Genomic DNA, 14,750 nt, shown 5'->3' with positions numbered 1-14,750 from the left:
TTTATATATTAAATTCCAAACACAAAAGTCTGATTGCTTCTTTTCCATCGTCTTTTTTTAGTGCAAATGATATTGATATTTCTGAGGTTGTTACCTGTAAAAATTCGATACCGTTTTTACAAAGAGTTCTAAATGCTCTTGCAGCTACACCACTTACATCTCTCATACCTGATCCAACTATAGATACCTTGCAACAGCTTGAGTCGATAGAACAGTCTATATTTGGATAGCTAGTAGATAAATTTTCCAACGATCTATTTAAGAAATTTCTATCTGTATTTTTGCAAGTAAACGAAATGTTGATAATATTGTTTGAAATCACTTGACTAATCATATCTATATTTACTCCAAACTCATCAAGCTTGTCGAAGAGATCCTTTACAAACATTGTTGAACAATCTTTACAGGACAGGGTAACGTGTAAAATATCCTTATCCAAGGCTGCTCCTGTAACTATTTTCTTTTCTAATAAATTTGAACCTTCCATTATCCATGTCCCCTTTTCTTCTGATAGTGTTTTTCCCAAATATAGTGGTACGTTGTAATTTTTAGCAATTTCAACGCATCTAGTTTCTAAGACTCCTGCACCTAGAGCAGATAGCTCTAACATTTCTTCATAGCTTACCTGCTCAAGTTTTTTTGCATTTGGAAAAATTCTAGGATCTGTGCTGAACACTCCGATAACATCGGTGTATATCTCACATGGTGCGTTTAATGATGCTGCCAATGCTACAGCACTCGTATCAGAGCCACCACGACCAAGAGTTGTTATTTCTAAATTTTCATTGTACCCCTGAAATCCCGCTACTACAAGAACATCAAATTCGTTTAATTCATTTTTCAAAAATATTGAATCTATATCGGCAATTTTACTTTTCGTATGCTGACCAAAGGTCTTTATTCCGGCCTGTAAACCTGTTAAAGATCTGGATTTAACACCAATGTCGTTTAAGGTGATTGCCATTAGTGAGATGGTGGTTTGTTCACCTATAGCCAGAAGAGTATCAAGCTCTCTGACATCCGGATTTGAGGTTATTTGATTTACTTGATTTAGTAGTGAATCAGTGGTTTTTCCCATTGCTGAAACAACAACTACAAGCTTTTCTCCTTTTTCAACCCTATTTTTCAGATTGGTCGAAATTGACTTGATTTTTTCGATAGTGCTCACTGATGATCCACCGAATTTTAGTACCGTTGTTTTATTCATGATTACCTCCAAACAAAATTTATACTGAAAAAGGACAAGTGTAGTAGCTCACTACATTTGTCCTTTGATTTAGCATGTGTATTTTTTATCGACAATTATGACAATGTATCTGGCTAGCACTCCATTATGTTAAAAAAGACAAATGTGGTTAACCAAACATTCGTCAAATAAATCTATAGAGCTGATACAATTATAGTCAAAATGTGGTTAGCACTCCATTATCCTATGATAATGACAAAACACTTGTTGTTAACAAGTATTCCAACGATATCAGTCGAGCAATACTAATATCATTTCGGCAAAATCCCCTTTCGAATCAAACTGATTGCTCCCATTGTTTGAAACTACTGATGTCATTTGCACCTCTATCCAATCGTATTTAGTTATATTAATAGGTAGATATTATCTACCTATCGGTTAGTTATTCATTATAAAGTATATTTTGAGTTTTGTAAATATAAAATGTAAATAAAAAAATAATTTTTCTAAAATAGAGGCTGACCTGAGAGGTATTTATATGAAAAAAATACTCATTGTCTACCCTCAGTGTCTGCCTATATTGGTGCAGCTATAGTTTCAGGTGCATATGCGTGCAATTTGGAAAATAGGAAAGGTAATATTTTATTTATAGATATTGGAACAAACGGAGAAATCGTACTATCAAAATCTGGACAACTGCTGTGTTGTTTTTGTGCTGCTGGTACAGCACTAGACGGAATGAATATAAGCTCTGGAATGAGAGCTGTTGACGGAGCAATAAAAGAATATGATGATGCGACATTTTGCGAATTGCCATTTTGTCATACTGTAGAAGCAGAGGCAATGGGTGGAATTGTAAATTATGGCGATGAAAAGTCAGGTCCTAGAGCCAAGGAGTATATTTGTACGAAGCCAGAGGAAATTTTGGAATTAAAGGAAATAGACTTTAATTCCGGTAGAATTTTTGAGGTACTTGAGGCTTGTAAAATACTTGGGGAACAAGGCGAAGATGTTGTACTTGAGGTTGCGGGTCCATTTACAATAATGAATGTATTAATTGTTCCTGTTTATGTATTCAAAGCATTGTTTTTATATAAAAGAAAGGTTTTTCATTTATTAAGCAGGACAAATATTATATAATATACGTTAGATAGTATAAGATATTATATGTTAAATATTATATTTCGAAGGAGGAACTATTATGAAACTTGGAGTAGTTGGTTTTTATGGAAAATTGGGAAAGGCTAATTATGATTCAATAATGTCAAATCCAGATACTAGCTTGGCTTTTGGTGTTTCTAGATCAGCATCTGCAGATGGAGATGAGCACCAAGGGTTTAAAGTATACAAAAATATATTGAGCGTGTCAGAAGAATGTGATGGAGTAATTGATTTTTCAAATAGGGAAAATATACGTGATGTCGTTAAATTTTGTTCGGATAGAAGTATTCCATTGGTTGTAGGAACTACTGGGCTTACTGAATCAGATGAGAGATATATTAACGATGCTTCGAAAAAGATACCTATATTGCTATCTCATAATACTGGATTCGGAGTAAATGTGCTTTTGGATATAGTGAAAAATGCTTGTGAATTGTTGAAGGGCTTTGATATAGAGATAGTTGAAAAGCATCACAACAGGAAGGAGGACGCTCCAAGCGGAACTTCAAAGATGATTTTTAATAGTATGAAATCTGCTAATCCAGATTTATTTACAACATTTGGAAGAAGCGGTCCAAACTCAAAGAGACAACAAAATGAGGTCGGCTTTCATTCTGTCAGAGGTGGAACAATAATCAGTGATCATGATGTTATTTTTGCAGGCAACGACGAAGTGATTACTATTAGCCATCATGCAGAATCAGATAGATCCTTTGCAAATGGTGCTGTTAGAGCAATATTCTATCTAAAGGATAAAGAAAACGGACTTTTTGATATGAAAGATGTATTGCTAGACACCAATTAGAATAATCGAAGAATACTCAAGGAGATTATAAAGTATATTTATTAAAAAATATAGAAAAATGTAGGTGGGAGGACAAATGAATTTAATTTCAAGAGAAATACAAACGAGGCTGTTTGAGTTACAGGATTTAGGCTATAGAGATTTTAATGCAAAGCTTATACCGAATATTGATAAAGAGAAAATAATCGGGGTGCGTAGTCCGGAGTTAAAGAAGCTCGCAAAAGAATTTTCGAAGAGAGAAGACATAGATGAATTTTTACAGGACTTACCACATCAATACTATGAGGAAAATAATTTACATTGCTTTATTCTCAGTACAGTGAAGGATTTTGACTATCTAATAAAAATGACTGAAGAAATTCTTCCATATATTGATAATTGGGCGACTTGTGATAGTTTTTCGCCACCTATATTTAAAAAATATCCAAGAGAAGTTTATAAAAAAATAAAAGAGTGGCTTAAAAGTGATGAAACATATACCAAGAGATATGGGATAGTTAGATTGATGAATAATTATCTTGATGATGAGTTTTTACCAGAAATGTTGGAGCTGGTTTCTTCAATAAAGTCAGATGAATATTATATCAATATGGCAATTGCTTGGTACTTTAGTTTCGCCTTGATTAAACAGTATGACAATACTATTAGTCTGATAGAGGGCAAAACTATGGATAAGTTTGTACACAATAAATCTATTCAAAAAGCCATAGAAAGTAGAAGGATCGACGACGATACGAAGGAATATTTAAAGACATTGAAAAAATAGTGTATTATTTTAGAAAAGGGTGATGGATATGATAGAAAAATATTTAGATAAGGAACCGATGGTACCTGAATCTTGTTTTATACATGAACTAGCAACGATTGTGGGTGGAGTTAAGTTCGGAGAAAGGTGTAGTGTATGGCCGAATGCATCACTAAGAGGAGATAGCTGTAATATCACTTTTGGCGACAACTGTAATATTCAGGATAGTGTTGTAGTGCATGGATATGATGAAGTCGTTTTCGGTGACTATGTATCACTAGGTCATGGATGCATAATACATGGAGCAAATATTGATGATAATGTGATTATTGGTATGGGTGCAATAGTTTTGGATGGTGCCAAAATAGGAAAAAATTGTATAGTCGGTGCTGGATCTTTGGTGACAAGCAACAAGGTTTTTGGAGATGGATTATTGATAGTTGGTTCACCAGCAAAAGCTGTTAGAAAGCTGACAGAAGATGAGATCAGGGGAATTATCGAAAATGCTGAAGAATACATGGTATTTCTTGACAACTATAAAATTAATAGTATGAAAAAAGCTTATAAATAAATATAATTCTGAATTTTTTAGATATAATTATCTCTCCAAACAATGTAAATAAATATAAAAAAAGATACTGGTATAATAAGTATTGTAAATATATAGCCTAACAAAAAAATACTATTTTTTTGTGAATAAGTAAAATGATTTCTTACTATATGCATGGAAAAAATAGTCAGAATTACATATGCAAATAAAACGGACTTTGATATATTACTCATATTTAAATTTTGAATATATAAAAAAGCTCCAAAAGATAGCGTAAAATTCAAAAAATTAATTAATACAGAATACGAAAAAGAAACAAATTCAAATGCTTGATAACACAAATATTTATAAATGATACGCAAATATGATAGCATTTGTCAATCCTCCTCTCAGTATAATTAGTATACATTTAATTATAGCATTTTAGATAAATACTATCAACTGTCTTTGAAAAATATTAACAATATTCTAAAAAAACGGGTTGTATTCAAATGAGTAATGGACAATAGCTTGAAAAATACACCACAAAACCAGCATAAATGCCAATTGTTGTTTTCAACATATCAATAAAAAAATGACACTATCTGCTGTAATTATTAATTTGAACATTTTATTTATATATGATAAAATTGAATGAGATAAGTATATTTTTGATAGTAATGCTTTCAAATGATGAAAGCTTAAATTATAGGAGGAAAATTAATGAATATCAATCAAAAAGCAGTGGACGCATTGAGAATACTGTCTGCTGATCAGATTCAAAAAGCTAATTCGGGACATCCAGGATTGCCTTTGGGAGCAGCACCAGCCGCATATGAATTATGGGCAAATCATATGAATCACAATCCACAAAATCCAAATTGGTCAAACAGAGATAGATTTATATTATCTGCTGGTCATGGTTCGGCTCTTTTGTACTCATTATTGCATATGTTTGGATATGAAGGTCTAACTATTGATGAGCTAAAGAATTTTAGACAGCTTGATCATCTTACACCAGGACATCCGGAATATGGACATACTGTTGGTGTAGAGGCTACGACAGGTCCATTGGGAGCTGGTGTATCTACAGCAGTCGGTATGGCTATTGCAGAATCACATTTGGCAGCTAAGTTCAATAGAGCTGGTTATCCAGTAGTAGATCATTATACGTTTGCTATGACTGGTGATGGATGTTTGATGGAAGGTATTTCTTATGAAGCACTTTCATTAGCAGGTACATTAAAACTAGGAAAACTGATAGTATTATATGATTCAAATGATATAACTATAGAGGGTAATACTGAGACAGCATTCAAGGAAGATGTAGCAAAAAGGTTTGAGGCTTTTGGTTTCCAAGTTCAAATAGTGGAAGACGGAAATGATCTAAAAGCTATAGGCGAGGCAATATCTGCTGCAAAGGCAGATCTCGAAAGACCTTCTATAATTATTTGTAGAACACAGATTGGATATGGTTGTCCAGCTAAGGCTGGTAAGGCATCTGCTCATGGAGAACCACTTGGAGAGGAAAATATAGTAGAATTGAGAAAATTCTTGGGCTGGGAAAGCAATGAAGCATTTGATGTACCAGAAGAAATTTACTCTCACTATGATTCAATCGCCAAAGAGAATGCAACACAGGAAGATAAATGGAATTCAATGTTTGAAAAATATTGTACAGAATATCCAGAATTAAAAGAACAGTGGGATCTGTATCATTCAGATATAGATGTTGAAAATATAATTAATTCAGAGGAATACTGGAAGCATGAATCAAAGGCAATGGCTACTAGAGCAGTTTCTGGAGATTTAATAAATAAATTAAAAGAAATCTATCCGAATATGATTGGTGGATCAGCTGACTTGGCTCCATCAAATAAATCAGAGATGAAAAATGAAGGATTCTTCTCTCCAGAAAATAGATTGGGAAGAAATATTCATTTTGGAGTAAGAGAGATGGCTATGACAGCTATTACAAACGGTATATACTTACATGGTGGCTTGAAGCCATTCTGTGCAACATTCTTTGTATTTAGTGATTTTATGAAGCCGATGATCAGATTGGCAGCATTGATGGGATTGCCGGTTGCCTATGTGCTAACACATGACAGTATTGGTGTTGGAGAAGACGGACCAACGCATGAACCAGTTGAGCAGCTGGCGATGCTTAGAACAATTCCAAATTTGAATGTATTCAGACCGGCAGATTATACTGAAACTGCAGTTGCATGGGCAAGTGCCATGGGATCAAAATCTACTCCTACTGCTATAGTGTTGACAAGACAAAATTTACCACAGATAAAAGGCTCATCAAAGGATGCATTTAAGGGGGCGTATGTAATTTCCGAAGCATCTAATATGGATAGTATTGACCTAATTTTACTTGCTTCTGGGTCAGAGGTAGAATTGGCTATAAATGCAAAGACTATTTTAGAAGAGGAAGGAAAATCTGTTAGAGTGGTATCTGTACCATGTATGGATATATTTGATAAGCAATCAAAGGAATACAAAGAAGAAATTCTTCCTTCAAATGTTAGAGCTAGACTTGCAGTTGAAGCTGGTGGAACAATGCCATGGTTTAAATATGTTGGAATAGATGGAGATGTTGTTGGTATGACATCTTTTGGAGCATCTGCACCAGCTAGTGTGTTGTTTAAGCATTTTGGATTTACAACTGAAAACGTGGTAGAAAAAGCAAAAAAATTGATGTTTTAATAAATTGAAATAAATTGAGGGGGAGTGCTGAATACACCTCCTCTTTTTGGGTTAAATAAAAGGAGATTATTATGAAGCTAGGAATTGTTGGATCCGGAATGATAGTAAACGATGTGTTGCCAATATTAAAAGAGTTAGATATTGAAATAGTCGGAATATCAGGAACTGAAAGAAGTAGACAAAAGTTAATTGAGTTGAAAGAAATATTTAGTATCGAAAAAATATTTACTGATTATGAAAAGATGCTGGAAAGTAAGGAAATAGACACCATATACATTGGAATTCCTAATCATCTTCATTATGAGTATTCAAAAAAAGCATTGTTGTTCGGTAAAAATGTAATCTGTGAAAAACCATTTACTCTGAATATGGACCAATTGATTGAAATAAAGGAGCTTGCTGAGGAAAAAAATATAATATTGATAGAGGCAATAACCAATCAATATCTAAGCAATTATGAGTACATAAAAAGTAATTTAAAACGTATTGGCGATGTAAAAATAATAGAATGCAATTATTCGCAATATTCATCTAGATATGATGCATTCAAGAAAGGTATAATTTTACCAGCATTTGATCCACAAAAGGGTGGAGGTGCCTTGATGGATATAAATATTTACAACATTCATTTTGTTGTTGGGTTACTTGGCAGACCAAGGAGGGTTGAATATGTGGCAAATATTGATAATGAAATTGATACATCAGGAATACTGATTATGGAATACGAAGCAACAAAGGTGATTTGTATAGGTGCTAAGGATTCAACATCCGAGATTAGGACAACTGTGCAGGGCGAAAAAGGTAGCTTTGTTGTGAACGGAGCGACTAATTCTGTTCCTAAAATAATAGAAAATATTCAAGGTAATATAAAGGAATTTAACATCAATGAGCACGAGCATAGAATGTACAGTGAATTTAAGGAATTCAAGAGAATTATTGATGAAAAAGACCTTAAATCTGCCAACGATAGAATGAATCATAGTGTTTTAGTAATGGAAATTGTGGATAAAGCAAGAAAATAGATAAATGGCTAAATTTTGGCACAAAATATTTTTATATTGTGTGCTTAGTTTAGCCATTTTATTTGATAAAATATTTAATTTCCAGATTTTTTGTAACCGGCGTCTATAGCATCCTGTTCAGTGTTAAAATACACTGTATTTTTTTCGCTTACTTGGCTATAAGTCTTTGAACCTGGCAAATGATATATTTTGCTTTTTTTATTACCTTTAATCTTATTTGATGTAGCATCACTTGATTTTTTTGAGTTTATTGAAATATTTTTTTCACCAGAATTACTGTTATTGAATTTTTTCTCTAAATCTGTATTCCAAAGTCCGATGTTTTTTTCACGAGCAGATGATTGTAGCTTGGAAAACAAATCACTGTATCTACTATTAGGTTGATAGGTATACGCATGTGCATACCCATTTTTTACCAAATTAGCGTTGTACATATATTCTATAATCTCCTCCTCGGAAGGATTGTCACTACTTGGTGGCGTTGTCCAAACATATCTTAAAAGCCGTCCATATTTATCTGTATCTGAAACGTCCTTTTGCAGGTACACAGTTTTGTCAGTTAAATTTTTTTTGGTATAGTCACTAGCTTCTCGACCATAGAATTGGATTGGTTTGCTTGGATGGACAGTTTCAGGAGTATCTACACCTATCATCCTAACCTTGTAATTTTTTTCATTTACTTGTATATTGATGGTATCTCCGTCTACTACCTTTGTAACTTTTGCTGTTTCATAAAAATTGCTATTGTTAGATGATAAATTACTACAGCCAGTAAGGAATAGGATATTAAAAAATAAAAATATTAATGTGCACAATATTTTGATGTTTTTCTTTCTTGTAATTCTTATTTCTTCTAATTTGTTGTTAATTAACCTCATTTTTACCCTTTCTCCAAAATTAATTTATTTTATATTTACAAGCATACATTAGTATATCTGTTTGATATATTCAAGTATTATTTTTTGTATTACGAAATATTACTTTAGTGAATATATTGAATTCTAGTGAATCATAATATCTATAAATAAAATTATATACTATTTCTAAAGAAAAATAAAGTTTGTATGAATATTTGCATCTAATTAGGGGTATATTAATATTATCAAAAGATGGAAGATAAAAATTAATAATAAAATAATGAAGGAAAGGAGAGTATATGATTTAAATGTAGATCATATACAAAAATGGAAAATGAAGATATTAGAAAGTTTAAGGGAGAGAAGGACATATTACGGAATTAATAAGGATATGCCAGTTTCAGAGGACAAGGTTGTTGAGTTGATTAATGAAGCTACCGAATTGATACCAGATGCATTTAATATGAAGAGTACAAGGATTGTTGTTGCAACAGGCTCAAAACAAGATGAGCTTTGGGACAAAATATATGACTCATTCGGTGGAAAGGTTGCAAGAGAAAAAATCGATAGTTTTAAGAGTGGTTACGGAACAATTCTTTATTTCTATGATAAGAATGTGGTAAAGGGACTTCAGGATCAATTTCCACTATATGCTGAGAATTTTCCTAAATGGGCGAGTCAATCATCTGCAATGCTACAGATTTCATTGTGGAGTGGATTGAGAGAGCTGGGAATTGGAGCGAGTTTACAGCACTACAATCCAGCAATAGATCAGACAGTTAGGGATTTATTTGATTTGCCTGATAGCTATGTGCTAGATGCTCAGATGCCGTTCGGTGGAATTATTTCTGAACCTGATGAAAAAGAAAAGGAAGATATATCGAAGAGAGTGAAATTCGTTAAATAACTATTTGAGGATGTATATAACCAAGGAATATAAAGTTAATATATATTAGTCCTAGTATTCGGATTAATACCCCATTTTTTTCTTTTGCAGTGATACTGTGTGAGTATAGAAGTGGGGTATTTTAATGCTTGAAATTGGTAAACAATATCTATCGAATTAATGATATGTACACTCAATTATTAATATTTTGTATATATTAGATTTGATATTGAAATCAACTTTTTTTTGTTATATTATTTTAATAGGTTAGAAATATTAAGCGTTATTGGCTATTTGCAATAATGGCTTGTTTTTGAAGACATAAAACAAGATATAGAGGAATTATATTTGTGTGGTATTGTTAGTTTATCACTTGAAGATTGTAAATATATTTTGTTAATTAGACAACTAAAGGAAAAATATATCATTAAAGACGCTGAGTTAATAAAATGTAATCCTCATACTTTACAAATAGTAAGGAGAAAAAATGGAAGAGTATTTAGCAAAATCGAATCCGAGAGAAACACTGGAAGAACATACGTTGGCTCTTTTAGAAAGTTACAATGAGTTTAAATCGATATATCCGGAAATAAGCATTGATTGGATGCTACTAAAAAAGGCCATAATTTATCATGATATGGGAAAAATTAATGAAAAATTTCAAAAGAAAATAAGAGGCGAATTAAATAAAAATGGAGAAGATGAAATACCTCATGGTTATTTAAGTATTGGATTCATTGATTATAAAACAGTTTTTGATGATGATTACAATATCAAAAAAATAGATAACTATGATTTGGTTAGAAGAAATATACTTGCTGCATCAATATATTTTCACCATAATAGAAAAAGTATGGAAGGTGATTATCAAGATGTGAAAAAATTATTACAGGATGAGTTGGAGAAACTTAGAAGCAAGAAGATTAATTTTTTATCCAAAGAACTAGAGGGAATATCTGTGAAAAAAATACCTAGTCAAAAGTATTTTAGATTTGAAATTCCAGGTGTATGCGATGATATTAACAATAATAATAGAAACATATATCTCGAATTTTGCAAAATAAAAGGTATGTTGAACAAGATAGATTATGCAGCTAGCTCTCATGAAAAAATAGAATATAAAAATGATTTTTTAGAATTACACATGGAGAATATTCTTAGTGAGTTTAAAAAGACAAATAAAAATGCTTGTTGGAATGAGTTGCAAAAATATATGATTGAGAATAAAGATAAAAATATTGTGGCAATTGCACAAACTGGTATGGGAAAAACCGAAGCTGGTTTACTATGGATAGGAAATAATAAGGGTTTTTTTACCTTACCATTAAAAACTGCAATTAACTCTATATACAGTAGAGTTATCTCTCAATTATCGGGAAATATTTCGGAAAAAGTTGGTTTATTGCACTCAGATATTGCATCTCAATATATCAAGTTGTTAGAAGAAGACGAATTAAAATTCGATTTAGACGATTACATATATAGAACTAGACAGTTACGTGTGCCAATAACAATATGCACGATTGACCAAATTTTTGATTTTGTATTTAAATATTTGGGTTGTGAGGTCAAAATGGCTACATTATCATATTCAAAAGTGATTATTGATGAAATACAGATGTATAGTCCGAGCCTTATTGCAATTATCATTATAGCGCTTGAGTATATTGTGAGTTTGGGAGGAAAATTTGCAATATTAACGGCTACTATGCCTCCATTCATAATAGATGAAATGAAGAAAAAAGGCATCGAATTTGAAACGCCAAAACCCTTTTTAACGGACTTAAAACGACATAGTATAAAAGTTATTGATGGCAATATAAATTCCGATTTTATTAAGCAAAAATATGACAACAATAAGGTTTTGGTTATCTGCAATACTGTAAAAAAAGCACAGCAGTTATTCAATGATTTATATGGAGATGGTAATCTTTTTGGAAAAATACACTTATTTCATGGGGGCTTTATAAAAAGGGATAGGGAAAAAATAGAAAAAGAAATTCTTTCTTTCACTGAAAAAGGTAATAGTGAAGCAGGGATTTGGATTTGCACTCAAGTTGTCGAAGCATCTTTAGATATTGATTTTGATGTACTTATAACAGAATTATCCGATTTAAATGGATTATTCCAAAGGCTTGGAAGATGTTATAGAAAAAGGGAATTTACTGAAAATGGATATAATTGTTTTATTTTTATTGGCGACTGCAATAATATTCCAAGTGGAATAGGAAGTGTTATAGACAGGGATATTTTTGAACTTAGCCGTGAGTGTATTAAGGAAGTCGATGGAATAATTAATGAAAATGAAAAGCAAAAATTAATAAAAAAAGTGTACTCAGCAGAGAATATTAAGAAAACAGATTATTATAAGGAATACGCGCAATCTATCAAATACATAAATTTTCTATATGTAAATGAAATGAATAAAAAAGATGTATTAAGGTTATTTAGGAATATCAATACCATTGAAGTTATTCCAAAATCGGTGTATGAAGATAATTATTTAGAATTGGAGAAGCACATAAATAATTTAAAATCAAAAGTTGAAAATGGTGAGGAAATAAAAATATTGAGAGCAGAGAAGTTAAAGTCAAAAGAGTATATTCAAAGTTTGACGGTTAGTATTCCAGTATATATTTTTGCTAATTTGAATTTACAAAAAATATCAATTTCTAGATATTTTGAAATAATAGTGGCAGATATAGAATATGATGAAATTTTGGGGATTAGCAGAATCAATAAGGTAAAGAAAGAAACAGTTGAGGATATTTCTGATAGGATGGTATAAGTATAATGCGTGTGGAGGTTAGTTAATGGATAGAATAACAGGACTAATGGTATATTATTATTTTGTTTGCCATAAAAAATTATGGTACCACTTAAAAAATATAAATTTAGAGTCGGAAAGTGAAAATGTAGGGATTGGTAAACTTATTGATGAATCCTGTTATTTAAGAGCAGATAAGCATATATCTATTGACGATACGATTAATATTGATTTTATGAAAAACTGGAGAGTACTTCACGATATAAAAAAATCAAAATCGATAGAGGAAGCTAGTATATGGCAAATGAAGTATTATTTATATTATCTTCGTAAAAAGGGTTTAAATATTGAAAAGGGGATAATTGATTATCCGTTACTAAAAGAAAGAAAAGAAGTTACATTATCTAATGATGATAAAATAGAAATGGATAAAATAATACTGGACATAAAAAGGATAAAAAAACTTGAAATAGCGCCGAGTAATCTTAATAATAAAGTTTGTAGTAAATGTGCTTTTTACGAGTATTGTTTTTGTTAGATTTAGAATTATATTAAATAAGGAGATTTAAGTATGGGAGAGACTTTCTATTTATTTAGTAATGGGGATATCAAAAGAAGAGATAATAATTTGGAATATTGTACTGATTCAGGCATAAATAAGAATCTGAAGATTGAGACACTGGACGAAATATTTTTATTTGGTGAAGCAAATTTAAATACAAAAGCATTAAATTTTATGTCACAAAATAATGTTTCTATGCACGTGTTTAACTATTATGGATTCTATAGTGGAAGTTTTTTTCCAAGAGATAAAATTGGTTCTGGGTTTATATTGGTAAATCAAGTTGAACACTATAATCATGGCGATAGGAGGCTCATTATTGCGAAAAAAATTATTGACGCGGCATCTCACAATATTTATAGGAATTTAAGATATTATAATTCTAGAGATGTCGATTTATCTGACGAGATGAACCAGATAGAATTTTTAAGAAGAGGAATAAATAATGTGGCTGATGTACATGAATTGATGGGAGTAGAAGGAAACATTAGAAAAATATATTACTCTACTTGGAATAAAATAATTAAACAAAATATAGATTTTGATAAAAGAGTAAAAAATCCTCCAGACAATATGATAAATTCTTTGATATCATTCCTAAATTCGATGATATACAGTGTAGCTCTTTCAGAAATATATAAGACTAATTTATCTCCATATATTAGTTATTTGCACGAACCAGGAACTAGAAGATTTTCACTTTCTCTTGATATAACAGAAATATTTAAACCTTTGATTGTTGATAGGATGATATTTTCAATATTGAATAAGAATCAGATTACTAATAAGGATTTTGAAAAAGAGTCTAATTTCGTGTATTTGAATGATAAGGGAAGAAAAAAGATTGTTAAAGAATTTGATGATAGAATTAATAAAACCGTAAAACACAAGGATTTAAAAAGGAATGTGTCCTATAGGTATTTGATCAGAGTAGAGTGTTATAAGTTGATTAAGCATATTACTGGTGAAAAAGAGTATGAGGGATTTAAAATTTGGTGGTAGCTTTATAATTAAGAGGTGAAATGATGTATATTATACTGATTTATGATATTTGTACTGATGAAAACAGTGCTAACGTACATAGAAAAGTATTTTCGATTTGCAAAAAATATCTTACTCACATTCAAAAATCCGTTTTTGAAGGAAATTTAACGAAACTAAAGCTTATGGAACTTGAATTGGAGTTAAAAAAATGTATCAGAAAAGATATGGATTCGGTTATTATTTTTCAAAGTAGAGATGAGAAGTGGTTAAAGAAAAATTTTTTAGGAAAGGTAGATGATGCTACCAGTAGGTTTATTTAAAATTGTCGATGTGTGATAATGCATAAAAATGCGTTGATCGACTGAATTAGTTTTCGTTATTATTTCAAGGAATAACATTGTATCTTGAAATAATAGCAAAATTGATGTATTATGTAGTTGTGGGTCGACAATATGTATAGATGAATTCATTGTAGTGCAACTGTTGTATTTTTACCTGTTATAATTGAATCATAGTGAAATGTAAATTTTG

General features: G+C 31.2%; 13 protein-coding genes and 1 riboswitch. Of the genes, 11 read left to right on the top strand and 2 right to left on the bottom strand.

What is annotated here, in order from left to right:
• Nucleotide 1: 1 nt before the first annotated feature.
• Complete coding sequence (locus BM120_RS05715) at nucleotides 2-1,207, bottom strand: aspartate kinase (protein ID WP_091994006.1); 1,206 nt, start codon at nucleotides 1,205-1,207, stop codon at nucleotides 2-4.
• A 200-nt stretch (nucleotides 1,208-1,407) separates the two neighbouring features.
• Nucleotides 1,408-1,583, bottom strand: a riboswitch (Lysine riboswitch).
• 170 nt (nucleotides 1,584-1,753) lie between these two features.
• On the opposite strand from BM120_RS05715, the gene BM120_RS05710 reads away from it, so the two are divergent.
• The 6 genes from BM120_RS05710 to BM120_RS05680 all read left to right on the top strand — a co-directional run bounded on the left by BM120_RS05710 (nucleotide 1,754) and on the right by BM120_RS05680 (nucleotide 8,163).
• Nucleotides 1,754-2,326, top strand: a complete 573-nt coding sequence (locus BM120_RS05710) for an ASKHA domain-containing protein (protein ID WP_091994004.1) — start codon at nucleotides 1,754-1,756, stop codon at nucleotides 2,324-2,326.
• A 61-nt stretch (nucleotides 2,327-2,387) separates the two neighbouring features.
• Nucleotides 2,388-3,152, top strand: a complete 765-nt coding sequence (dapB, locus tag BM120_RS05705; RefSeq protein WP_091994003.1) for a 4-hydroxy-tetrahydrodipicolinate reductase — start codon at nucleotides 2,388-2,390, stop codon at nucleotides 3,150-3,152.
• Between the two features lie 76 nt (nucleotides 3,153-3,228).
• A complete protein-coding gene (locus BM120_RS05700; protein ID WP_091994001.1) occupies nucleotides 3,229-3,918 on the top strand; it encodes a DNA alkylation repair protein in 690 nt (229 codons plus the stop codon).
• Between the two features lie 28 nt (nucleotides 3,919-3,946).
• Nucleotides 3,947-4,468 carry a gamma carbonic anhydrase family protein gene (locus BM120_RS05695; RefSeq protein ID WP_091994000.1) on the top strand — a complete coding sequence of 174 codons (522 nt, stop codon included), beginning with the start codon at nucleotides 3,947-3,949 and terminating at the stop codon, nucleotides 4,466-4,468.
• 681 nt (nucleotides 4,469-5,149) lie between these two features.
• A complete protein-coding gene (tkt, locus tag BM120_RS05685) occupies nucleotides 5,150-7,141 on the top strand; it encodes a transketolase (protein WP_091993996.1) in 1,992 nt (663 codons plus the stop codon).
• Between the two features lie 71 nt (nucleotides 7,142-7,212).
• Nucleotides 7,213-8,163: a Gfo/Idh/MocA family protein gene (locus BM120_RS05680; protein WP_091993995.1), complete on the top strand. Its 951-nt coding sequence runs from the start codon at nucleotides 7,213-7,215 to the stop codon at nucleotides 8,161-8,163.
• A gap of 74 nt (nucleotides 8,164-8,237) precedes the next feature.
• On the opposite strand, the gene BM120_RS05675 is transcribed toward BM120_RS05680, so the two are convergent.
• A complete protein-coding gene (locus BM120_RS05675; protein ID WP_091993993.1) occupies nucleotides 8,238-9,041 on the bottom strand; it encodes a thermonuclease family protein in 804 nt (267 codons plus the stop codon).
• A 259-nt stretch (nucleotides 9,042-9,300) separates the two neighbouring features.
• Between BM120_RS05675 and BM120_RS05670 the strand changes: the two genes are divergently transcribed.
• From BM120_RS05670 to cas2, 5 genes are all read left to right on the top strand, one after another.
• Entirely contained in the window at nucleotides 9,301-9,927 is a 627-nt protein-coding gene (locus BM120_RS05670; RefSeq protein WP_330389379.1) for a nitroreductase family protein, read from the top strand.
• 466 nt (nucleotides 9,928-10,393) lie between these two features.
• Nucleotides 10,394-12,694 (top strand): CRISPR-associated helicase/endonuclease Cas3, encoded by a 2,301-nt coding sequence (locus BM120_RS05665; RefSeq protein WP_091993992.1) that lies wholly within the window; start codon nucleotides 10,394-10,396, stop codon nucleotides 12,692-12,694.
• A gap of 25 nt (nucleotides 12,695-12,719) precedes the next feature.
• Complete coding sequence (locus BM120_RS05660; protein WP_091993990.1) at nucleotides 12,720-13,211, top strand: CRISPR-associated protein Cas4; 492 nt, start codon at nucleotides 12,720-12,722, stop codon at nucleotides 13,209-13,211.
• Nucleotides 13,212-13,244: 33 nt separating this feature from the next.
• Nucleotides 13,245-14,237: a type I-B CRISPR-associated endonuclease Cas1b gene (cas1b, locus tag BM120_RS05655; protein WP_091993989.1), complete on the top strand. Its 993-nt coding sequence runs from the start codon at nucleotides 13,245-13,247 to the stop codon at nucleotides 14,235-14,237.
• 20 nt (nucleotides 14,238-14,257) lie between these two features.
• The gene (gene cas2 / locus BM120_RS05650; RefSeq protein ID WP_330389377.1) at nucleotides 14,258-14,539 is read left to right on the top strand and encodes a CRISPR-associated endonuclease Cas2; all 282 of its coding nucleotides are present in this window, start codon (nucleotides 14,258-14,260) and stop codon (nucleotides 14,537-14,539) included.
• Nucleotides 14,540-14,750 lie beyond the last annotated feature (211 nt).

Source organism: Peptostreptococcus sp. D1, from assembly GCF_900112955.1.
Classification (GTDB): Bacteria; Bacillota; Clostridia; order Peptostreptococcales; family Peptostreptococcaceae; genus Peptostreptococcus.
The sequence above is the reverse complement of the archived record's forward strand: the minus strand, read 5'-3'. Positions and strand labels throughout refer to the sequence as shown.